Raw genomic sequence first — 19,841 nt, forward strand, 5'->3', positions numbered from 1 at the left:
GCGCCCCCCGCGCGTTGCGGGCGGCATGAAGGCGATCATCCTCATCAACCGCGGCGGCGGCAGCGCGGGCGACGACGCGAAGGACAAGGTCGCCGCCGCGCTGAAGAAAGTCGGCATCACCGGCAAGGTCGAGCTGCTCGACGGCGAGGGCGTGGTGAAGCGCGCCACCGCCGCGGCCAGGGCCAAGGCCCCGCTGGTCATCGCCGGCGGCGGCGACGGCACGATCAGCGCGGCGGCGGGCGCGCTCGCGGGCAGCGAGACGCGCCTCGGCCTGCTCCCGCTCGGCACGCTCAACCACCTCGCGCGCGACCTCGGCATCCCGTTCGATCTCGACCAGGCGGCCCGGATCATCGCCGACGGCAACACCAGCGAGATCGACGTCGCCGAGCTCAACGGCCGCACCTTCGTCAACAACAGCGCGGTCGGCCTCTACCCGCTGATGGTGCTCGACCGCGAATCGCAGCAGCAGAAGCTCGGCCGCTCGAAGAAGCTGGCGATGCTCGTCGCCTCGCTCCGCACCCTGTCGCGCTTCAGGCACCAGCGCCTGTCGCTGACCATCAACGACGGCGAAAAGGCGGTGATCGAAACCCCGCTGCTGTTCGTCGGCAACAACGATTATCGCCTGTCCTTTCCCTACGCCGGCCAGCGCGAGACGCTCGACGACGGCAAGCTGTGCGTGATGGTGCTGCGCAAGAACGGCCGGCTCGGGCTGTTCGCGGCGATGGCGCGCGCGCTCGTCGGCCGCGCCCGCGACAATGACATGATCCGCCTCGACGACGTCCAGCGGCTCAAGGTCACCGGCCACCGCAAGCACCTCACCGTCAGCCTCGACGGCGAGACCTGCGTGTTCGCCTGCCCGCTCGACTATCGAATCCGCCCCGGCGCGCTGACCGTGCTGGCCCCGCGCGCCGGGGCGAACGCCGCCCGGGCCTAGTCGAACAGCTCCTCGAGGAAGCTCTTGCGCCGTTTGTGGCCGCGATGGCCGAAGCGGTGGTCGTCATAGCCGTGGGGGATCGGCGCGGCGGGGCGCTCGGCGACCTGGACGGTCGCGCCGACGCTCCGCTCGATGATCTTGTCGAGCTCGCCGCGGTCGAGCCACACCCCGCGACACGAAGGGCAATAATCGATCTCGATCCCCTGGCGCTCGCTCATCGTCAGCACCGCCTGGCACGCGGGGCACTTCATCGCCCAGCGCTCCCCGCGCCAGCTCCACGGGCGACCCGCGCCGCAATCCGGTCCTTGATCGCCAGCTTCAGCTTCTTCAGCCGAAGCGTCAGCAACGGGTCGGGCAGCCGCCGCCGAAGCTCGCGGCGAAGCGCCTCGTCGAGCCGCGCGTGCCGCTCGAGCAGCTGGTAGTGGGTCATGCTCATCATCCGTCTCCTCGGTCAAACCATGGGTTCGATCGGGGGCGCCGGCGGGTCGGGGGAGGGCGGTCTGGCCCATCGAATCGCACCGGTTCTCCCGATGCGGTCCGACATCACGGGTGCCTCGCCATTAGTGGCGCGACGCCCGCCAGAGGGGCCCGGTCCGCGTGATGAAGATGCGAGGGCGCGCGGCCGGTTTCAAGCGGCTTGCGAGCCTCGTCGACGGGACGTGGCGCGGCGGCGGCGAAGCGTTTGTCGATCCGTTGCCCGTCCGCCACAGCGCGCCTTCGCGGACCCGTCCCGGACCATTAATTTTGCATGAACGATGATTTTGCCTCTTGTGTCTCCACGCGGTTGTGACACTATATATGGCGTTCCGGTGGGGGCCGTTCTCAATCTATTGTGGTTGGGGCTGAAGATGCCTATCTTCAGCAGGCACGCCCGTGCGCGCTGTGGATATCGGGGACAGCGCCCACAAAAGCCCCCGCGGGACGCGATTTTGGGCTAGGGTCGGACCCATGGCACCGAGTCGAACATTGCAAGAACAAGCGGTCGTCGAACCGCCGCAGATACGGGGACGGGATATGGATTTTTCGAGCTCGAGCAACGTCACCGCCGACGACCTGGTCGCGACTCCTGCCGCGCCCGCCAAGGAAGATTCGAAGACCGTCCACGCGCGCGCGTTCGACGTCGTCACCGACACCTCGCGCGACGCGCTGCTGACCGACTTCGGCAAGGACACGCTGACCGACCGCTACCTGCTCCCGGGCGAAAACTACCAGGACCTGTTCGCGCGCGTCGCGTCGGCCTATGCCGACGACGCGGCCCACGCGCAGCGCATCTACGACTATATCTCGAAGCTGTGGTTCATGCCCGCCACCCCGGTCCTGTCGAACGGCGGCACCGGCCGCGGCCTGCCGATCTCCTGCTACCTGAACTCGGTCAGCGACAGCCTCGACGGCATCGTCAACACCTGGAACGAGAATGTCTGGCTCGCCTCGCGCGGCGGCGGCATCGGCACCTACTGGGGCAACGTCCGCGGCATCGGCGAAAGCGTCGGGCTCAACGGCAAGACCAGCGGCATCATCCCCTTCGTCCGGGTGATGGACTCGCTCACCCTCGCCATCTCGCAGGGCTCGCTCCGTCGCGGCTCGGCCGCCTGCTACCTCGACGTCTCGCACCCCGAGATCGAGGAGTTCCTCGAGATCCGCAAGCCCAGCGGCGACTTCAACCGCAAGGCGCTCAACCTCCACCACGGCGTGCTGATCACCGACGAGTTCATGGAAGCGGTGCGCGAGGGCGCCGACTTCGACTTGAAGTCGCCGCGCGACGGCAGCGTCCGCGGCAAGGTCAACGCCCGCGCGCTGTTCCAGAAGCTGGTCGAGACCCGCCTCGCGACCGGCGAGCCCTACATCATCTTCGCCGACACGGTGAACCGGACGATGCCCAAGCATCACCGCGACCTCGGGCTAAAGGTATCGACCTCGAACCTCTGCTCGGAAATCACCCTGCCGACCGGGCGCGACCACCTCGGCGCCGACCGCACCGCGGTCTGCTGCCTCTCGTCCCTCAACCTCGAGACGTGGGACGAATGGAACGGCGACCGGCAGTTCATCGAGGACGTGATGCGCTTCCTCGACAATGTCCTCAGCGACTATATCGCCCGCGCCCCCGACGAGATGGCGCGCGCCAAGTACAGCGCCGAGCGCGAGCGCAGCGTCGGGCTCGGCGTGATGGGCTTCCACAGCTTCCTCCAGGCCCGCGGAATCCCGTTCGAGGGCGCGATGGCCAAGTCGTGGAACATGCGCATGTTCAAGCATATCCGCGCGCAGGTCGACGAGGCCTCGATGATGCTCGCACAGGAACGCGGGCCGTGCCCCGACGCCGCCGACATGGGGGTGATGGAACGCTTCTCGTGCAAGATGGCGATCGCCCCGACCGCGTCGATCTCGATCATCTGCGGCGGCACCTCGGCGTGCATCGAGCCGATCCCGGCCAACATCTACACCCACAAGACGCTGTCGGGCAGCTTCGCGGTCAAGAACCCCTATCTCGAAAAGCTGCTGACCGAAAAGGCGAAGAACAGCGACGCGGTGTGGAACTCGATCCTCGAGCGCGGGGGCAGCGTCCAGCACCTCGACTTCCTCACCAGCGAGGAAAAGGACACCTACAAGACCAGCTTCGAGATCGACCAGCGCTGGCTGCTCGAACTCGCCGCCGACCGCACCCCCTACATCGACCAGGCGCAGTCGCTGAACCTGTTCATCCCCGCCGACAGCGACAAGTGGGACCTGATGATGCTCCACTTCCGCGCGTGGGAACTGGGCATCAAGTCGCTCTACTATCTCCGCAGCAAGTCGGTCCAGCGCGCCGGGTTCGCCGGCGGCGTCGAGGCCGACAACACCCCCGACCTCAAGGAAATCCAGCTCGCCAGCACGACGGATTACGACGAGTGCTTGGCCTGCCAATGACGCTCGCCAACCGCATCATGATGGGCGTCGGCGCGATCGCGCTGGCCAGCGGGGGCACCATCCTCGCCGCCAGCCGCCACGGCACCGAGCGGCAGCGCTACGCCCGGCGCATCGGCGGGATGATGGGCTTCACCCTCGGCCTGCTGCTCATCCTGTTCGCCTTCGTCCTGTCGGAGCCCGCCCATGCGTAAGTGGCACCGCTCGCTCGCGATCGTCTTCGGGATCCTGCTGATCTGGATCGCCGCCACCGGCGTCGCGATGCAGGCGCTCGAGCTGTTCGCCGACGACGACCATGATTCCCCGCCCGCCGCCACCGCGGCGCGCGAGGGACGGCCGCCTGGCGCGGCACCTGCCCCCGCAGCGACAGGCGGCCCAGTAGCCCCCGCCGCCCGGCCGAAGCGCACCCCGATGCAGGAGCTCCACCACACGCTCCAGCACCTCCACTCGGGCGAGGCGATCGGCCCGGTCGGCCTGTGGCTCAGCTTCCTCGCCGGCCTCGCGCTGCTCTTCTTCGCCGCCTCGGGCCTCTACATGTACATCCAGATGTACCGCGGCCGCCTGGTCCGCGTCGAACAGGGCAAGACCGTCCGCGGCGGAAGGTTCTTCTGGTGAGCGGCTACGATCTCGACGCTGGCGAACGTTCCAGTGATCCGGTGCGTCGCTCCTATGGGCACCAAGAGATCGGCATCGCGCTCGTCGCAGCAGGGCTTCTGTCTTTCGTCGCCTCGCACTTTGGCTGGCTCCCAACTCGCTTCGCGCATTTCGGTGTCGCCTTGCCGCTTGTGCTTGTCGGCAGCATCCTCATTAATAGCCGACGCTTCTTTGCCGCAGCGCCGTTGATCGCCGCCGTCCTCACTCTCACCGCCATCCTGACTCTCAAAGGAGCCTGACCCATGTCCCTCCTCCAGGCCTCGCGCCAGTACAAGCCGTTCGAATATCCCTGGGCCTTCGAATATTGGAAGCGCCAGCAGCAGGTCCACTGGATGCCCGAGGAAGTGCCGCTGGGCGAGGACTGCCGCGACTGGGCGCAGAAGCTCAACGATAGCGAGCGCAACCTCCTCACCCAGATCTTCCGCTTCTTCACCCAGGCCGACGTCGAGGTGCAGGACTGCTACCACGACAAGTACGGCCGCGTGTTCAAGCCGACCGAGGTCAAGATGATGCTGACCGCGTTCAGCAACATGGAAACCATCCACATCGCCGCCTACAGCCACCTGCTCGACACCATCGGCATGCCCGAGAGCGAATACAGCGCCTTCCTCCAGTACAAGGAGATGAAGGATAAGCACGACTATATGAGCAGCTTCGGGGTCGACAACGACCAGGACATCGCCCGCACGCTCGCCATGTTCGGCGGCTTCACCGAGGGGCTCCAGCTGTTCGCCAGCTTCGCGATGCTGATGAACTTCCCGCGCTTCAACAAGATGAAGGGCATGGGCCAGATCGTCAGCTGGTCGGTCCGCGACGAAAGCCTCCACTGCGAAGGGATCGTCCGGCTGTTCCACGCCTTCGTCAAGGAACGCGATTGCCTCACCCCCGCGGTCCGCGACGACATCATCGACTGCTGCCAGAAGGTGGTGCGCCTCGAAGACGCGTTCATCGACCTCGCCTTCGAAATGGGCCGGGTCGAGGGCATGGATGCCAAGTCGATCAAGAAATACATCCGCTACATCGCCGACTGGCGGCTGGGGCAATTGGGCTTCAAGCCGATCTACATGGTCGACGACCACCCGCTGCCGTGGCTGACGCCGCTGCTCAACGGCGTCGAGCACGCCAACTTCTTCGAGACGCGCGCGACGGAGTATTCGAAGGCCGCGACCAAGGGCGACTGGAACCAGGTCTGGGATGCGTTCGATCGGCGGCAGAAGGCGAAGGCGGCTAATGATGCGCCGGTCGCGGGCGAGGCGGATACGGGGGATATGTTTGCCAGCGCTGGCGTGGCGGCGGAGTGAAGCCTCGGCGTCCTTCTTGGGGCGTAGCCGACTTCAAGGCTTCAGTGGCGCGTAGCGCCGCTGGCGAAGGCAGGCTTCAAGGCTCCGGGCGCGCTTGCGCGTCTGGAATGTCTGCCGAAGGAATGTCGGCGGAGGGGGCGGCGGAGTAGGGGGGCGGACCTGGCTGGCGCGTGGTTAGGTTTGCGACTTCGAATGCATTCCGCCCCTGCGGATGACAATCGCGCTCGAGATTACGTATTATGTCGTTGAATTGGGCTGATCAGCATAAAAAAATTTACGCCTCAATCGCGAAAGCTCTTTCATTTATTAAAAAGCACTGGCTCGTCATTGGCACGACTTTAGTTCTGTTTTTTGCCTCAGCTATCTGGTATAGAAATGGCGAGAACGATGCAGCTAGTATCGCCACATTCATCTCGGGTTTTGCTACTGCTTTAGCCTTTTTATGGCTTGCCGCAGGATTCCGGCTACAAACCGAGGAACTGAGCCTACAAAGACAAGAACTGCAACTCCAGAGAATTGCCGCGCAACAGCAAGCGACCGAACTTTTAAACGCGTCGAAGCTGTCGAGTCTTGGTCAAGTCCACACTCTGATCCGCGACGCCGAAGAGGTTGTGCGAATGTCTCCCCTCGACATTTCCGTCACCGATCTACCTGGCATATACATGTCCGCCATTGAGTATTGGACGGCCACAGAAAAGAGTAAAGATCCAAAGACCGTTATAAACAACTACAATGAGTGGCTAAAACGAGAGGTCGTCTGCAAGAACTACATAAAAAATATAGCTTCTGCTATGAAAATATACATAGAACATCATTGTCGTTCTCTCGTGATACAAGAAAGAGAGAAAGACGAGGAGTTCGTATATATTCACGAGTCCTGGGTCAGGAAGGCTCCATACATCTCGCAGCATATCGGAGTCGCTTCTCTACTCGGGAATTTCATGTTCATGCTATCTCCCGGTGTCGAACGTGCGCTTCTGGCTTTCTCGGTAGCTAACGCGAAATTAATCGGAATGGACATGTTCAAAGAAGGCGCTCTTGAAAGTATGCGTGACAAAGTCCTGGAAAGGAGCGAGTCATTGCCTGCAATTTGCGACCCATGGCCCAATCAAAAGTAATTGCATCAAAAAATTCGAATTCTAATAGTCTCTCGCGGGATTCCACAAGCCTATTGGCGCAGCGTAGCTAAGGACTTTTCGTTTCGGTTGCTCATTCCAACTTATATTGAATGCAAATCGCTTTGTTTCATTGAAGAATTCTAGCTCAGAATAGGGTAAGTTGTAGTGGACCCATTCCGCTATAATTCGCCAGTCTCCAGAATTCCGGTATGCATCCCAAAATGACGGCACTACGACGCACGCTGTCGCTCCGAGGCACTTATTCTCGTCTCGCCAATCCCAGATATGGCCAGCCCGGTTGGCTTCGTTCGATGAGCAACTGTAACCCTTTTCGTTGCCCAATTGGTTGACCAGGCGACTGCGGTAGGCGGACCGGATAGCGATGCGTCCCCAGTGATCCTGCAACGGCTCCAGCAGTTCTTGGCACAAGTGCCGCCCCGCCTCGATGGCCAAGTCTGGGTCATCGGGGACATTCACCAGCCCGTGGATTTGCGCGATCTCGGAATAGAGCATGTCGCGCATGAAGAAAGTCTTCGACAAGCGTACACGGCCTAGCGTTTCAAGCGTCGCGACACTCGTTGGCTTGCGCATGAAGATCCCCTTGTCGGGAGGCTATCACAGACCGTCACGGAGTAAATCCGTGACGTCGATCCGGTCGCTTCGCGCCGGTCGGCCGGACTTCGCCGTCTCTTCGACGGAAGCTCCCGATTGCTGCGCAATCGCTCCCTTCCGCTCGGCGGCTTAGCCGCCCAACGCCTTCAGCACTTTTCCCTTGATCGCGGCTCGCCACGCCTCGCGTCGGCGCTTCTCTCGCAGCCGCACCTTGTCGACGACCGGCCGATTGGCGAGGAGGCGGTTGCAGGGCGGGTGGCACAGCGCGAGGTTTTCGAGCTTCTCGGTCCCGCCATATTCCTTCGCCAGCAGATGCTCGACGCTCCATGCCTTCGCCGAGTTCGGCGTCGCGGCAAAATCGATCACCGCGCCACACAGCCAGCAATGGTCGCCATCCCTCGCGCGCAGGCGATCGATCTTGCTCAGATTGTCGGGGCCGGACATTGGGACAGGATAAACCGGGGCGACTTTCGGAATCGTTAGTCGTGGCGAGGGCAGGGGCCGCCACGGAGTAAATCCGTGACGTCGATCCGGTCGCTTCGCGCCGGTCGGCCGGCCCTCCGCGTCTCTTGCCTAAGCTCCCGATTGCTTCGCAATCGCTCGCTTAGGCGCGGCGCTTCGGGCTAGCACCAACCCTCCTTATACCCGCGATACTCATGCGCGAGGCCTTCTTGCACTAACACCTCGCCGACGTCGGTGCCGTTGACGGCGACGTTGCGCAGTAATCGGCCGTAGACGTCGCGGTCGCGGTCGATGGGGGTCAGGACGAGGGGGCCGCTGTTGAGCAGGTCGCGCAGCCGCGCCGCCGCTTTTTCGCCCAGCGCCAGCTCGCTTCGGCATTTGTAGAGGTCGTGGGTCTCGGGCGCGTCGATCCCGGCGATGCGGATCTTCTCGCCGTGCCAATAGAAAGTGTCGCCATCGACCACGCAGTCGGTCCGCCCGCCCCATTCGCACGACCCGAAATCGCCGCGCTCGCCCGCGCTTGGCCCTGGACTGGCGCGCGTCCCGGCGTCGCTCGCCGCGCTGGCCTCGGCGCCAGGCGCGGGGGCGGGGTGGCGGGTGGGGGTCAGCGTGTAGGCACCGATCCCCGCCGCCGCGATCGCCAGGCCGGTCGCCGCCCCGGCCCAGCCGCGCCGCCGCTGCCGCTTTGCCTTGCGGGCCAGCCACAGCGCGCGCTTCTCCTCGCCCGACAGCGAATCATAGTCGGCAGGGGTCATCCACCGCCCGTCGTTCCGGTCTCGCCCGTCGTTCCAGTTTCGATGGTCCAACGTCCCTCCCGCTCGGCGCGCAAAGCCTAGCAGGCGCCCGCGCGCAGGAAAGCCTGTCCTATTCGCCCCGCCTCTGCCACCATCCTCACACCCGGCCCCGAGTCGACCTCGCCGTCGTCCCCGCCGACGACCCGCTCCGGGAAGTTCGCGCGCCGTCCCCCTCGCTTAAGGTCACGAAAATGTCCGGGGTAACGCTGGCTTTTGCGACCTTAAGGCCTAGCGCCGCGCGGGCTCGCTATAGCTGAGCTTCCAGTCGGTGATCTTCTGGATTCCCGACGTGTTGAGCCCCAGCAGGATCGCGAACAGCGCGATCGCCACCCCGCCGATCCCCATGATCATCCGCCTCTGGTCGTGCTCGCGGATCTCGGCGCGCGACAGCACCCGCTCGGGCTTGGGCGGCGGATCGCGCCGGATCCGCGACCCGCGCACCCGCGGCGCCCCCATGTCGACGGATTTCTTCAAAGCGGCCATCCGCCCGATCCTAGGCGGCGACGCTTACCAATCTCTTATCGCGCCGCCCCGCGCGCCACCCCAGCCAGCTCGCCCCCGCGCCGATCGCCATGCCGACCGCGACCACCGCCGCGCTCGGCGCCGCGCCGATCGCCAGCAGCAGCGGGTCGAACAGTCGCGACCCCGCGGCCATCGTCATCACCACCATCTGCACCGCGATGAACGCCCCGGTGACGAGGAACGGCCGCGCCCGCTCGCGAAACCGGAACCACAGCCACGCCACGAACAGCAGCTCGAGCGCCATCGACCAGACGATCCCCGGCAGGATCCGGTCGAACGTCGCCGGCCCGGTGACCACGAATCCCGGCACGAACATCCCGAGGACCCGGCTGAACGGGCTTTCGAACAGGATCAGCGGGGTCGACAGCATGTAGCCCGCGTGGACCCACACCTTTCGCCGATATTTGAGCGCGCGGAAGAACACGGTGACATAGGCCGCCGCCGCGATCAGCATCCCAGTCGCGAAGGCGCCCCCGAGCATCGTCTCGACCGGGTCGTGGCTGCGGCTGAAGCTCTTGCCCGAATAATCGACGATCGCGAACAGCCCGCCGATCAGGAAGGGAAACAGGAACAGGCTCGCCGTCCCGATCGCGCGGTGGAGCGGAAGCTGCGCCTTGCCGATCAGGATCGACTGCGCCAGCACCATCGCCACCCACAGGCTCGCGGCGATGCCGTGGACGTGGAATTGCCACGGCACCCGGCCGACCGCCCCGAAATAGCTCGGCCAGAAACCGACCAGGATGACCGCGACGGTCAGCCCGACGAACCACGGCGCGCGGCGATACGGCATGTCCTCAAATCCCCCTGCCGCCTCGCATACACGCATCGCGCGGCAAGGTCACGGACCCGGCGCGCCCCGCGGACCGTTTGGGCGGCAGAAGGAGAGCATCATGTCGGACGAAAAGGGCCACGGCAGCCATGCCGCGAAGCGCGCCAACGCGGCGGCGGCGAAGGAAGGGAAATCGAATCCGCGCACCTCGTCGAAGGCGCAGTCGATCCTCGGCAAGAAAGGCGCCGCCGCGAAGAAGAAGGGCTAGTTCGCGCGAGCGAACTAGCTCGCCAGCGCCTCGGCGATCAGCCTGCGCGTATTGTCGATCCCGTAAAGCGCGATGAAGCTGCCCATCCGCGGCCCCTGCGCCGAGCCGAGCAGCGTTTCGTAGAGCACGCCGAACCAGTCGCGCAGCCGTTCCTTGCCGTAGTGCGCCTTGCCGACCTCGAACACGATGTTCTGCAGCGCCTCGGCATCGGCCTCGCCCGCGTTCGCCAGCTCGGCATCGAGATCGCGCAGCGCCGCCGCCTCGTCCTCGGTCGGGGCGCGGCGCTTCAGCGTCGGGACGACGAAGTCGCGCGCATAGTTGACCGCCAGCCCGATCAGCGCGTCGAGTTCGGGATTTTGCTCGGGCGAGGTGTCGGGTGCGTAGCGCTGGACGAAGCGCCACGCGACCGTCTTGTCCTGCACCCCGGGGAGCGAGACGAGGTTGAGCAGCAGTGCGAAATTCAGCGGCAACGCCCCCGTCGGCACCGCGCCGCCGTGGATATGGTGGACCGGGTTGCCGAGCCGCTTGTCGATTTCCTGACCGGCGTAGGCATCGCGGAACTGGTGATATTCGTCGACCGCGCGCGGGACGAGGCCGAGGTGGAGGTTCTTCGCGCGCTTGGGCTCGCGATAGAGGTAGAAGGCGAGGCTGTCGTCGCTGCCGTACTTCAGCCAGTCCTCGATGCTCAGCCCGTTGCCCTTCGACTTGGAGATCTTCTCGCCCTTTTCGTCGAGGAACATCTCGTAGATCATCCCCTCGGGCTTGCGCCCGCCGAGCACCGCCGCGATCCGCCCCGACTGGACCCCGCTGTCGGTCAGGTCCTTGCCGTACATCTCGTAATCGACCCCGAGCGCGACCCAGCGCATCGCCCAGTCGACCTTCCACTGGAGTTTGGAGAGACCGCCGAGCGCCGACTGCTCGACCTCGGTCCCGTCCTCGTCGGTGAAGGCGATCGTCCCCGCTTCGGCATCGACCACCCGCACCGGCACCTGGAGTACGCGGCCCGAGGTCGGCGAGATCGGCAGCACCGGCGAGTAGGTTAGGCGCCGCTCCTCGCGAAGCGTCGGCAGCATGATGTCGAGGATCGCCTGGTAGCTGCGCAGCACCCCGCGCAGCGCCTCGTCGAACGCGCCGCTGTTGTAGCGTTCGGCGGCCGAGACGAACTCGTATTCGAAGCCGTACTGGTCGAGGAAGCGGCGCAGCAGCGCATTGTTGTGCGCGGCGAAGCTTTCGTCTTCGGTGTCGAACGGGTTGGGGATGCGGCTCAGCGGCTTGCCGAGATTGGCCTCTAGCAATTGCGGGTTGGGGACGTTGTCGGGCACCTTGCGCAGCCCGTCCATGTCGTCGCTGAACGCGACCAGCCGGGTCGGGCGTCCGCCGCTCAGCTCCTCGTACGCCCTTCGCACCATCGTCGTGCGAAGCACCTCGGTGAAGGTGCCGATGTGCGGCAGCCCCGACGGGCCGTAGCCGGTTTCGAAGACGATCGCCGACCCGTCGGGCTTGCCCTCCGGCCAGCGCTTGAGCAGCCGCCGCGCCTCTTCGTAGGGCCATGCCTTCGAGGCCTGGGCCGCCGCGCGGATCGTCTCGTCGCTCGATGCGTCGCTCAACTGTTGCCCTTTCGTTCCGGTCCGCCCAAGGTCGCGCCGCCGATGGCCGCTCCTTTGCCCCTTCCCGCGCTCCATGCAACCCACGCCGGTATCTGGATCGCGCACGACGGCGTCACCCGCGAGGTCGATCGCGGGCAGGCGATCGCGCGGCTGGCCGAGACTCCGCACGTGCTGATCAACGCGCCGCTGGTCGGGCAGCGGCTCGGCTATGGCGACGTCAGCGGGCTCGACCTGCTCGAGCTGTTCGCCTTCGTCCACCCCGCGCGGTTCGCGGTGCCGACCGTGACCGGCATGGCACGCGCGGCGGGGGTCGCGGCGCCGGCAAGCGATTCGGACGGGGCGGGGGCGCTGCTCGCCATCGCAAGCGCGTTGCTGGCGCGGCTCGGCGAGGAGGATTGGCCCGAGCGCGAGGGGGCGTGGACCTCGGCGCAGACGCTGTGGCGGCTGGGCTGGGGCTGGTCGCCGCTGGTCGCCGAGCGGATCGCCAAGCCCGAGCGCGGCGAGCGGATGTTGTTTTCGCGCCTGCCGCAATGGGAGGAGCAGGCCGAGCGCGCGCCGCCGCGAACCGTGTCGGTCGCCCCCGAAGCCGCCGAGGCGAAGCTCGCCGATTTGACCGGGCGGGGGAGCGAGCCGCGCGAGGGCCAGAAGGCGATGGCGCGCGAGGCGGCGGCGATCTTTTCCCCGCGCCGCGCCGCGGGCGAGCCGAACCTGCTGCTCGCCGAGGCGGGGACCGGGATCGGCAAGACGCTCGCCTATCTCGCGCCCGCCTCGCTGTGGGCGGCGGAGGCGGGCGGGACGGTGTGGGTGTCGACCTTCACCAAGGCGCTCCAGCGGCAGCTCGACGGCGAAGGGGTGAAGCTGTTCGCCGATCCGGAAACCCGCAAGCGGCGGATCGTGGTTCGCAAGGGGCGCGAGAATTACCTCTGCCTGCTTAACCTCGAGGACGCGATGCAGGGCGCGTTCGCCGGGCGCGCGGCGGTGCTGGCGCAGCTGGTCGGGCGCTGGGCGGCCTACACCAAGGACGGCGACATGGTCGGCGGCGACCTGCCCGGCTGGCTGACCAGCCTGTTCCGCCGCGCGGGCGCGACCGCGCTGACCGACCGGCGCGGCGAATGCGTCTACGCCGGCTGCCCGCACTATCGGAAATGCTTCATCGAGCGCGCCGAGCGAGCGGGGCGCGAGGCCGATCTCGTCATCGCCAACCACGCGCTGGTGATGGTCAATGCCGCCCGCGCCCGCCCCGACGCGCCGACTCGGATCCTGTTCGACGAGGGGCATCACCTGTTCGACGCCGCCGATTCGACCTTTTCGGCGGCGCTGACCGGGCAGGAGGCGATCGAGCTTCGCCGCTGGATCGTCGGGCCCGAGGGCAAGGCGCGCGGGCGGCGGCGCGGGCTGTCGGCGCGGCTGCTCGACGTGATGAGCTATGACGAGCAGGGCGCCGAGGCGCTCGACGCGGCGGTCGAGGCGGCGCGCGCGCTGCCCGGCGACGGCTGGCTCGGGCGGCTCGGCGAAGGCGACCCGTGGGGGCCTCTCGAGACGCTATTCGGCGAAGTGCGCGGCACGGTCTATGCGCGCGCCAAGGCGCAGGAAGCGGGATACGGGCTCGAGACCGAGCTCGCCGATCCCGACGGCAAGCTGGTCGAGGCGGCGGCGAAGGCGCTGGCGGCGCTCGACGCGCTGGCACGGCCGCTGGCGGCGCTGTCGCGGCGGCTCGAGGCGATCCTCGAAGACGCGCCCGACTGGTTAGACGCGGCGGCGCGGGCGCGGGTCGACGGGGCGATCAACGGCCTGTCGTGGCGACGCGAGACGCTGGCGGCGTGGATCGCGATGCTCGGACGGATCGGCGGGAGCGCCGACCCCGACTTCGTCGACTGGCTGGCGATCGACCGGGTCGAGGGGCGCGAGTACGACATCGGGCTCCACCGCCACTGGCTCGACCCGACGCGGCCGCTGGCCAAGGCGGTGATGGCCCCGGCGCACGGGGTGCTGGTGACCAGCGCGACCCTGCGCGGCGGCGAAGGCTGGGCGGCGGCCGACGCGCGGACCGGGGCGGCGCACCTCGGCAGCGCGGCCGGCCATTTCGAGGCGGCGAGCCCGTTCGACTATGCCGCCCAGTCGGAGGTGCTGATCGTCACCGACATCGGACGCGGCGACATTCCCGCGCTGGCGGGCGCCTATGCCCGGCTGATCGAGGCGGCGGGGGGCGGGACGCTGGGGCTTTTCACGGCGATCCAGCGGCTGCGCGCGGTCCATGCGCGGATCGCCGACCGGCTGGCGCGCGAGGGCTTCCCGCTGCTCGCGCAGCACGTCGACCCGATCGATACCGGCACGCTGGTCGACATCTTCCGGGACGATCCGCGCGCCAGCCTGCTCGGCACCGACGCGCTTCGCGACGGGGTCGACGTGCCGGGCGAGAGCCTGCGGCTGGTGGTGATGGAGCGGGTGCCGTGGCCGCGGCCAACCGTGCTCCACGCGGCGCGGCGGCTGGCGGGCGGCGGCTCGGCCTACGACGACCGGGTGGTGCGCGCGCGGCTTGCGCAGGGGTTCGGGCGGCTGATCCGGCGAAGCCAGGATCGCGGCCAGTTCGTGCTGCTGTCGAGCGCCTGTCCGTCGCGCCTGCTCAACGCCTTTCCGCCCGGGGTCGAGGTCGTGCGGCTGCCGCTCGACGCTGCGGTTGCACGGGTACGTGCGTTCCAGCTTGGCGGAGGGGAGGGAATTACGAGCGCCCCGTCGGCGCTCGACGACGCGCTGCCCCCGGGCTGCTAGCCGCGCAGCGCGCTGACCAGCCGGTCGCGGAGCGCGGCGATCCGGTCGAGGTCGACGCCGGGCGAGGGCGGCGCGGCCGGTTCGTCGGACCTGGCATCCGACGGGAAGGCGAACGGGGCGGACGTCGGCGGGGGAGTAGCCGGTTCGTCAACCGCCGACTTGTCGCCGAGCAACTTCTGCACCCCGCGCACCGTATAGCCCTGTTCGTTGAGCAGCCGGTGGATCCGCCGCGCGAGCGCGACGTCGTCGGGGCGATAGTAGCGGCGGTTGCCCGCGCGCTGGAGCGGGCGGAGCTGGGGAAACTTGGTCTCCCAGTAACGCAATATGTGCTGGGCGACGCCGAGCTCGGCGCTCAGTTCGCCGATGGTGCGGAAGGCGTCGGGGGACTTGCCGTCGGCCAAGCCCGCGCGCCTTACTTCGAAATCCGGTCGCGCATGATCTGGCTGGCGCGGAAGGTCATCACCCGCCGCGGCGCGATCGGCACCTCGATCCCGGTCTTGGGATTGCGCCCGACCCGCTGCCCCTTGTCGCGCAGGATGAAGGTGCCGAAGCCCGAGATCTTCACATTTTCGCCGAGGCTCAAGGAATGGCACATGTGATAGAGCACGCGCTCGACCAGCCCGGCGCTTTCGGCGCGCGACAGGCCGAGGCGATTGTGGACCGTGTCGGCGAGGTCGGCGCGGGTCAGCGTGCCCTGGTGGATGTCGTTCTTACGCGCGATGCCGGCGTCGGCCATGGAAAACTCCGCCCCCTTGTGCGCCATTGCCCCCGGCGCGGTGATGATGCCGTCGCCACGAATGTCATGTCGACGAATCGACTTTTGCCAATTTTTTGAACGGGTTCAATAGCGAACTGCAGCCGCGCCCCAGGTAAAGCCGCCGCCCATCGCCTCGAGCACGAGGAGATCGCCGCGCCGGATCCGCCCGTCGCGGACCGCGACGTCGAGCGCGAGCGGCACCGAGGCGGCCGAGGTATTGGCGTGTCGGTCGACCGTCACCACCACTTTTTCCGGCGGGAGTCCGAGCTTCTTGGCGGTCGCGTCGAGGATGCGCGCATTGGCCTGGTGAGGGACCACCCAGTCGACCTCGGCGGCGGTCAGCCCGGCATCGGCGAGCACTTCGTTCATCACCTGCGCGAGGTTGACGACCGCGTGGCGAAATACCTCGCGCCCCTTCATGCGGAGCTTGCCGACCGTGCCGGTGGTCGAGGGGCCGCCGTCGACGTAGAGCAGGTCGTTGTGGCGACCGTCGGCGTGGAGCCGGGTGGCGAGGATGCCCTGGTCGCCCTCCACCGCTTCCAGAACCAGCGCGCCGGCGCCGTCGCCGAACAGGACGCAGGTGGTGCGGTCCTCCCAGTCGAGGATCCGCGAGAAGGTCTCGGATCCGATCACCAGCGCACGCCGCGCCGAGCCGCCGCGGAGCATCGAATCGGCGACGGTCAGCGCGTAGAGGAAGCCGGTGCACACCGCGTGGACGTCGAGCGCGATGCAGTCGGGGATGCCGAGCGCGGCCTGGACCTTGGTCGCGCTCGATGGGAAGGTCTGGTCGGGGGTCGCGGTGGCGAGGACGATCAGCCCGATTTCGGACGGGTCGAGCCCGGCGGCATCGAGCGCGCGGCGCGCGGCGGCGGTGGCCAGCGTCGCGGTGGTCTCGCCGTCGCCGGCGATGAAGCGGTTGCGGATCCCGGTGCGCTCGACGATCCACTCGTCGGAGGTGTCGACCTCAGCGGCGAGTTCGGCATTGGGCACCGATCGCGCGGGCAGCGCCGATCCGGTGCCGCGAATGACCGAGCGCAGGCTCAACGGCCCGACCCGTTGGCGAAGGCGCGGGCACGGAATTCGTCGAGATCCTCGCCGATGCGGCGGGTGATGTCGGCGCGGACCATCCGCGCGGCGACCGCGACCGCGTTGGCGACGCCCTTCACATTGGCGCTGCCGTGGCTCTTCACCACCAGCCCGTTGAGCCCGAGAAAGACCGCGCCGTTGTGGTTGTTGGGGTCGAGGTGGACCTTGAGCAGGTTGAGCGCTGGGCGCGACAGCGCGAACCCGGCCTTCGAGCGGAGCGAGGAGGTAAAGGCGCGGCGCAGCAGGTCGGTGACGAAGCGCGCGGTGCCCTCGGCGGTCTTGAGCGCGACATTGCCCGAAAAGCCGTCGCACACGACCACCTCGATGTCGCCGCGGGCGAGCTTGTCGCCCTCGGTGAAGCCGTCGAACTTGAGCGGAAGGTAGGTCGCCTCGCGAAGCATCGCGGCGGCTTCCTTCAATTCGTCGGTGCCCTTGAGCTCCTCGGTGCCGATGTTGAGCAGCTTGACCCGCGGCTTCTCGCGCCCGAGCACCGAGCGCGAATAGGCCGCGCCCATCACTGCGAACTGGACGAGGTTCTGCGCGTCGCACTCGGTGTTGGCGCCGAGGTCGAGCATGACGAGGTCGTGCTCCATCGTCGGCAGCAGCGCGGCGAGCGCGGGGCGGTCGATCCCCGGCATGGTGCGAAGCGCGAGCTTGGCCATCGCCATCAGCGCGCCGGTGTTGCCGCCCGACAGCGCGGCGTCGGCATGGCCGTCCTTCACCGCGTTGATCGCGAGGCCCATCGAGGTCGTCTTGGCGCGGCGGATCGCCTGGCTCGGCTTTTCCTCGGCGCCGATCGCGTCGCTGGCGTGGCAGACGGTGACCGCGTCGGCGAGCCCGCGATGCTTGGCGAGCTCGGTGCGAATCGCCGCCTCGTCACCGAACAGGGTGAAGGCGAGCGCCTTGTCCTTGCGATGCGCGCGCGCGAGACCGGCGACGATCGGGGCCGGCCCGGCGTCGCCTCCCATGGCGTCGATCGCGATCCGCGGGCCCACCTCTTGCGGGGTTCGCGCCACGGTCGTGAAGCCGCTCAGGCCTCGGTCGAGATGATTTCGCGGCCGTTATAGTGGCCGCACGCCGCGCACAGGTTGTGCGGCAGCTTGAGCTCGCCGCAGTTCGGGCATTCCTGGAACGCGGTCGCGGTCAGCGCGTGATGGCTGCGACGCATGTTGCGCTTCGAGGGCGACGTTTTTCTCTTCGGAACGGCCATTTCGGCTCAACCTCAATCTTGTGCACAAAAAAATCGGCGACTCTCCTCGCCCGGCTCATCGGAAGGATCCGAAGGCGGCGGATGGATCGTCGCAAGCGAGTGCGCCCTATAGCGAAAAGCGGTGGCGACGCAAGCGCCTAGGGCGCGGCGGCGAGCACCTCGTCGGCGACGAACGGGTTGGTGGCGCGTTCGCGGGCAAAGCTCGACATTGGCCCGTGCCCGGGAATGAAGGCGGTGTCGCCGCCCATCGGCCACAGCCTTTGGGTAATCGAATCGAGCAGTTGCTGGTGATTGCTGCGCGGGAAGTCGGTGCGGCCGATGCTGCCCTGGAACAGCACGTCGCCGACGATCGCCAGCTTCGATTCGGGATGGTGGAGGACGACATGGCCCGGGGTGTGGCCGGGGCAGTGGCGGATATCGAACGTCACCTCGCCCACGCTGACCGTATCGCCGTCGACCAGCCAGCGGTCGGGCTCGAACGGCTTGCCCGGCACGCCATAGGCGCGCCCGTCCTCGTCAAGGCGCGCGATCCAGAAACGGTCTTCCTCGTGCGGCCCCTCGATCGGCACGCCGAGCTCCTCGGCGAAGATGCCCGCCGCCCCGCAATGATCGATGTGACCGTGGGTGACGATAATCTTCTCGATCGTCACCCCCGCCTGCTCGGCGGCGGCGCGCAGGCGCGGCAGGTCGCCGCCGGGATCGACGAAGGCGCCGCGCATCGTCTTCGTGCACCAGACCAGCGAGCAATTCTGCTGAAGCGGGGTGACGGGGAGGATCGCGACCTTGAGCGGCGGGGTGTCGGGCATGGTCCCGAGCTAGGGAGCGGGGGGCAGCTTGTCCATTGCGGGCCCGACGCCCTGCATCGCGCGGGCGGTGGCCTCGGCGCCGCGCATCACCCGGAGCAGGTTGCCGCCCGCCAGTTTCGCGAGGTCGGCATCGGACCAGCCCCGGCGGATCAGCTCGGCGAACAGCGCGGGATAGCCGCCGACGTCGTTCAGTCCCTCGGGAGTCGCCTCGATCCCGTCGAGGTCGCCGCCGATGCCGACATGGTCATGGCCGGCGACGCGGGCGATATGGTCGATATGGTCGGCGACCTGGGCGACGGTGACCAGCGGCCTGGGGTGCGCGGCCTTCCACGCGGCGATGGCGGCGTCGCGGCCTGCGGGGTCGCCGGCGTGAAGCGACTTCTGCCGCGCTTCTTCGGCCGCCTCGTCGGCGTTCCAGCGCCAGAAGGCCTCGCTGACGTAGCCGGGGTAGAAGTTGACCATCACCAGTCCGCCGTTGGCGGCGAGGCGGCGGAGCACGCCGTCGCCGACGTTGCGCGGATGGGGGTCGAGCGCCTTCGCGCTCGAGTGCGAGAAGATCACCGGGGCGCGGCTGGCGGCGAGCGCGCCGAGCATCGTCGCCTCGCTGACGTGGCTGAGATCGACCAGCATGCCGAGCCGGTTCATCTCGCGCACCACCGCGACGCCCTCGGGCGAGAGGCCGCCGTGCTTCGGATCGTCGGTCGCGCTGTCGGCCCAGCCGGTGGTCGCGAAATGGGTCAGCGTCATGTAACGCGCGCCGAGCCGGTAGAACTGGCGAAGCGCGGCCATGCTCTCGCCGATCTGGTGCCCGCCCTCGATCCCGATCAGCGAGGCGATTCGGCCCGCCCCGTGGATTCGGACGATGTCGTCGGCGGTGGTCGCCGCCTCGAGGTCGCGCGGGTAGGCGGCGATCAGCCGCTCGACGAGGTCGATCTGCTCGATCGTGCGGCGGATCGCCTCGTCGCCGTGGACGCTTGCGGGGATGTAGACCGACCAGAACTGCCCGCCGACCCGTCCGGCGCGGAGCCGGGCGATGTCGGTCATCAGCGGCGGGTCGAACCGCGCGGCGCCGCTCGCCAGCCCGTCGACCCGCGACTGGCGGTGCTCGGCGAGTTGCTCGGCGAGGTCGTTGTGACCGTCGATCAGCGGGGTCGCCCTGAGGATACGGTCGATCCGCGCGCGGATGGCGGGGGTGGCAGGCGTGGCTTCTGGGGCCGCCGCGATCAGGGCCAGCGCGATCAGCATCTCTTCGTCTCCCCCTTGCCAGCATCCCA

At 67.5% G+C, this 19,841-nt stretch carries 24 protein-coding genes; 9 read left to right on the forward strand and 15 right to left on the reverse strand.

Annotated elements, in window-relative coordinates:
• Positions 1-25: 25 nt before the first annotated feature.
• On the forward strand, positions 26-934 hold the full coding sequence (locus ABDK56_RS07555) for a diacylglycerol/lipid kinase family protein (RefSeq protein WP_349807612.1): 909 nt from the start codon (positions 26-28) through the stop codon (positions 932-934).
• Here ABDK56_RS07555 and ABDK56_RS07560 read toward each other — a convergent pair.
• Together ABDK56_RS07560 and ABDK56_RS07565 are read right to left on the reverse strand one after the other, a co-directional pair.
• On the reverse strand, positions 931-1,185 hold the full coding sequence (locus tag ABDK56_RS07560; protein ID WP_349807613.1) for a TFIIB-type zinc ribbon-containing protein: 255 nt from the start codon (positions 1,183-1,185) through the stop codon (positions 931-933). The genes ABDK56_RS07555 and ABDK56_RS07560 overlap by 4 nt on opposite strands.
• Positions 1,182-1,370: a DUF465 domain-containing protein gene (locus ABDK56_RS07565; protein ID WP_349807614.1), complete on the reverse strand. Its 189-nt coding sequence runs from the start codon at positions 1,368-1,370 to the stop codon at positions 1,182-1,184. Before ABDK56_RS07565 ends, ABDK56_RS07560 begins: the two co-directional genes overlap by 4 nt.
• A gap of 578 nt (positions 1,371-1,948) precedes the next feature.
• Here ABDK56_RS07565 and ABDK56_RS07570 point away from each other — a divergent pair.
• The 6 genes from ABDK56_RS07570 to ABDK56_RS07595 all read left to right on the forward strand — a co-directional run bounded on the left by ABDK56_RS07570 (position 1,949) and on the right by ABDK56_RS07595 (position 6,905).
• The gene (locus ABDK56_RS07570) at positions 1,949-3,835 is read left to right on the forward strand and encodes a ribonucleoside-diphosphate reductase subunit alpha (protein ID WP_349807615.1); all 1,887 of its coding nucleotides are present in this window, start codon (positions 1,949-1,951) and stop codon (positions 3,833-3,835) included.
• Complete coding sequence (locus ABDK56_RS07575) at positions 3,817-4,026, forward strand: hypothetical protein (RefSeq protein ID WP_349807616.1); 210 nt, start codon at positions 3,817-3,819, stop codon at positions 4,024-4,026. Before ABDK56_RS07570 ends, ABDK56_RS07575 begins: the two co-directional genes overlap by 19 nt.
• Positions 4,019-4,447: a PepSY domain-containing protein gene (locus ABDK56_RS07580; RefSeq protein ID WP_349807618.1), complete on the forward strand. Its 429-nt coding sequence runs from the start codon at positions 4,019-4,021 to the stop codon at positions 4,445-4,447. Before ABDK56_RS07575 ends, ABDK56_RS07580 begins: the two co-directional genes overlap by 8 nt.
• Complete coding sequence (locus ABDK56_RS07585; protein ID WP_349807619.1) at positions 4,444-4,725, forward strand: hypothetical protein; 282 nt, start codon at positions 4,444-4,446, stop codon at positions 4,723-4,725. The genes ABDK56_RS07580 and ABDK56_RS07585 overlap by 4 nt, the downstream gene beginning before the upstream one ends.
• Positions 4,726-4,728: 3 nt before the next feature.
• A complete protein-coding gene (locus tag ABDK56_RS07590) occupies positions 4,729-5,787 on the forward strand; it encodes a ribonucleotide-diphosphate reductase subunit beta (protein WP_349807620.1) in 1,059 nt (352 codons plus the stop codon).
• A gap of 245 nt (positions 5,788-6,032) precedes the next feature.
• Complete coding sequence (locus ABDK56_RS07595) at positions 6,033-6,905, forward strand: hypothetical protein (RefSeq protein ID WP_349807621.1); 873 nt, start codon at positions 6,033-6,035, stop codon at positions 6,903-6,905.
• Positions 6,906-6,926: 21 nt separating this feature from the next.
• Here ABDK56_RS07595 and ABDK56_RS07600 read toward each other — a convergent pair whose 3' ends face one another.
• The 5 genes from ABDK56_RS07600 to ABDK56_RS07620 all read right to left on the reverse strand — a co-directional run bounded on the left by ABDK56_RS07600 (position 6,927) and on the right by ABDK56_RS07620 (position 10,085).
• The gene (locus tag ABDK56_RS07600; RefSeq protein WP_349807622.1) at positions 6,927-7,496 is read right to left on the reverse strand and encodes a hypothetical protein; all 570 of its coding nucleotides are present in this window, start codon (positions 7,494-7,496) and stop codon (positions 6,927-6,929) included.
• A gap of 150 nt (positions 7,497-7,646) precedes the next feature.
• Positions 7,647-7,961 carry an HNH endonuclease gene (locus ABDK56_RS07605; protein WP_349807624.1) on the reverse strand — a complete coding sequence of 105 codons (315 nt, stop codon included), beginning with the start codon at positions 7,959-7,961 and terminating at the stop codon, positions 7,647-7,649.
• Positions 7,962-8,140: 179 nt separating this feature from the next.
• Positions 8,141-8,785, reverse strand: coding sequence for a thermonuclease family protein (locus tag ABDK56_RS07610; RefSeq protein ID WP_349807625.1), 645 nt, complete (start codon positions 8,783-8,785; stop codon positions 8,141-8,143).
• Between the two features lie 216 nt (positions 8,786-9,001).
• The gene (locus ABDK56_RS07615; RefSeq protein WP_349807627.1) at positions 9,002-9,256 is read right to left on the reverse strand and encodes a hypothetical protein; all 255 of its coding nucleotides are present in this window, start codon (positions 9,254-9,256) and stop codon (positions 9,002-9,004) included.
• Between the two features lie 10 nt (positions 9,257-9,266).
• The gene (locus tag ABDK56_RS07620; protein ID WP_349807628.1) at positions 9,267-10,085 is read right to left on the reverse strand and encodes a hypothetical protein; all 819 of its coding nucleotides are present in this window, start codon (positions 10,083-10,085) and stop codon (positions 9,267-9,269) included.
• 100 nt (positions 10,086-10,185) lie between these two features.
• On the opposite strand from ABDK56_RS07620, the gene ABDK56_RS07625 reads away from it, so the two are divergent.
• Positions 10,186-10,332 (forward strand): hypothetical protein, encoded by a 147-nt coding sequence (locus tag ABDK56_RS07625; protein WP_349807629.1) that lies wholly within the window; start codon positions 10,186-10,188, stop codon positions 10,330-10,332.
• Between the two features lie 14 nt (positions 10,333-10,346).
• Here the strand turns inward: ABDK56_RS07625 and ABDK56_RS07630 are convergent, their stop codons facing one another.
• Positions 10,347-11,939 carry a lysine--tRNA ligase gene (locus ABDK56_RS07630; RefSeq protein WP_349807631.1) on the reverse strand — a complete coding sequence of 531 codons (1,593 nt, stop codon included), beginning with the start codon at positions 11,937-11,939 and terminating at the stop codon, positions 10,347-10,349.
• A 42-nt stretch (positions 11,940-11,981) separates the two neighbouring features.
• On the opposite strand from ABDK56_RS07630, the gene ABDK56_RS07635 reads away from it, so the two are divergent.
• Complete coding sequence (locus ABDK56_RS07635; protein WP_349807633.1) at positions 11,982-14,708, forward strand: ATP-dependent DNA helicase; 2,727 nt, start codon at positions 11,982-11,984, stop codon at positions 14,706-14,708.
• Here ABDK56_RS07635 and ABDK56_RS07640 read toward each other — a convergent pair.
• The 7 genes from ABDK56_RS07640 to ABDK56_RS07670 form a co-directional block, all read right to left on the reverse strand.
• Positions 14,705-15,109, reverse strand: a complete 405-nt coding sequence (locus ABDK56_RS07640) for a MerR family transcriptional regulator (protein WP_349807634.1) — start codon at positions 15,107-15,109, stop codon at positions 14,705-14,707. The two genes, ABDK56_RS07635 and ABDK56_RS07640, sit on opposite strands and share 4 nt — an antisense overlap.
• Before the next feature lie 11 nt (positions 15,110-15,120).
• Positions 15,121-15,444 carry an integration host factor subunit alpha gene (locus ABDK56_RS07645; RefSeq protein ID WP_349807635.1) on the reverse strand — a complete coding sequence of 108 codons (324 nt, stop codon included), beginning with the start codon at positions 15,442-15,444 and terminating at the stop codon, positions 15,121-15,123.
• A 105-nt stretch (positions 15,445-15,549) separates the two neighbouring features.
• Positions 15,550-16,509, reverse strand: a complete 960-nt coding sequence (locus ABDK56_RS07650) for a beta-ketoacyl-ACP synthase III (protein ID WP_349807637.1) — start codon at positions 16,507-16,509, stop codon at positions 15,550-15,552.
• Positions 16,506-17,546 (reverse strand): phosphate acyltransferase PlsX, encoded by a 1,041-nt coding sequence (gene plsX / locus ABDK56_RS07655; RefSeq protein WP_349807638.1) that lies wholly within the window; start codon positions 17,544-17,546, stop codon positions 16,506-16,508. The genes ABDK56_RS07650 and plsX overlap by 4 nt, the downstream gene beginning before the upstream one ends.
• 35 nt (positions 17,547-17,581) lie before the next feature.
• Positions 17,582-17,761, reverse strand: a complete 180-nt coding sequence (gene rpmF, locus ABDK56_RS07660; protein ID WP_349807639.1) for a 50S ribosomal protein L32 — start codon at positions 17,759-17,761, stop codon at positions 17,582-17,584.
• Positions 17,762-17,898: 137 nt separating this feature from the next.
• The gene (locus ABDK56_RS07665; protein ID WP_349807640.1) at positions 17,899-18,567 is read right to left on the reverse strand and encodes an MBL fold metallo-hydrolase; all 669 of its coding nucleotides are present in this window, start codon (positions 18,565-18,567) and stop codon (positions 17,899-17,901) included.
• A 9-nt stretch (positions 18,568-18,576) separates the two neighbouring features.
• Complete coding sequence (locus tag ABDK56_RS07670; protein WP_349807641.1) at positions 18,577-19,812, reverse strand: dipeptidase; 1,236 nt, start codon at positions 19,810-19,812, stop codon at positions 18,577-18,579.
• Positions 19,813-19,841: the final 29 nt, after the last annotated feature.

Source organism: Sphingomonas sp. ASV193, assembly GCF_040203355.1.
GTDB lineage: Bacteria > Pseudomonadota > Alphaproteobacteria > Sphingomonadales > Sphingomonadaceae > Sphingomicrobium.

Bases quoted from the DNA above. Each gene is read 5' to 3' on its own strand.
- ABDK56_RS07555 (WP_349807612.1), top strand. From the start codon at position 26: ATGAAGGCGATCATCCTCATCAACCGCGGCGGCGGCAGCGCGGGCGAC.
- ABDK56_RS07560 (WP_349807613.1), bottom strand. From the start codon at position 1,185: ATGAAGTGCCCCGCGTGCCAGGCGGTGCTGACGATGAGCGAGCGCCAG.
- ABDK56_RS07565 (WP_349807614.1), bottom strand. From the start codon at position 1,370: ATGAGCATGACCCACTACCAGCTGCTCGAGCGGCACGCGCGGCTCGAC.
- ABDK56_RS07570 (WP_349807615.1), top strand. From the start codon at position 1,949: ATGGATTTTTCGAGCTCGAGCAACGTCACCGCCGACGACCTGGTCGCG.
- ABDK56_RS07580 (WP_349807618.1), top strand. From the start codon at position 4,019: ATGCGTAAGTGGCACCGCTCGCTCGCGATCGTCTTCGGGATCCTGCTG.
- ABDK56_RS07590 (WP_349807620.1), top strand. From the start codon at position 4,729: ATGTCCCTCCTCCAGGCCTCGCGCCAGTACAAGCCGTTCGAATATCCC.
- ABDK56_RS07600 (WP_349807622.1), bottom strand. From the start codon at position 7,496: ATGCGCAAGCCAACGAGTGTCGCGACGCTTGAAACGCTAGGCCGTGTA.
- ABDK56_RS07605 (WP_349807624.1), bottom strand. From the start codon at position 7,961: ATGTCCGGCCCCGACAATCTGAGCAAGATCGATCGCCTGCGCGCGAGG.
- ABDK56_RS07615 (WP_349807627.1), bottom strand. From the start codon at position 9,256: ATGGCCGCTTTGAAGAAATCCGTCGACATGGGGGCGCCGCGGGTGCGC.
- ABDK56_RS07620 (WP_349807628.1), bottom strand. From the start codon at position 10,085: ATGCCGTATCGCCGCGCGCCGTGGTTCGTCGGGCTGACCGTCGCGGTC.
- ABDK56_RS07625 (WP_349807629.1), top strand. From the start codon at position 10,186: ATGTCGGACGAAAAGGGCCACGGCAGCCATGCCGCGAAGCGCGCCAAC.
- ABDK56_RS07635 (WP_349807633.1), top strand. From the start codon at position 11,982: ATGGCCGCTCCTTTGCCCCTTCCCGCGCTCCATGCAACCCACGCCGGT.
- ABDK56_RS07645 (WP_349807635.1), bottom strand. From the start codon at position 15,444: ATGGCCGACGCCGGCATCGCGCGTAAGAACGACATCCACCAGGGCACG.
- rpmF (WP_349807639.1), bottom strand. From the start codon at position 17,761: ATGGCCGTTCCGAAGAGAAAAACGTCGCCCTCGAAGCGCAACATGCGT.
- ABDK56_RS07665 (WP_349807640.1), bottom strand. From the start codon at position 18,567: ATGCCCGACACCCCGCCGCTCAAGGTCGCGATCCTCCCCGTCACCCCG.
- ABDK56_RS07670 (WP_349807641.1), bottom strand. From the start codon at position 19,812: ATGCTGATCGCGCTGGCCCTGATCGCGGCGGCCCCAGAAGCCACGCCT.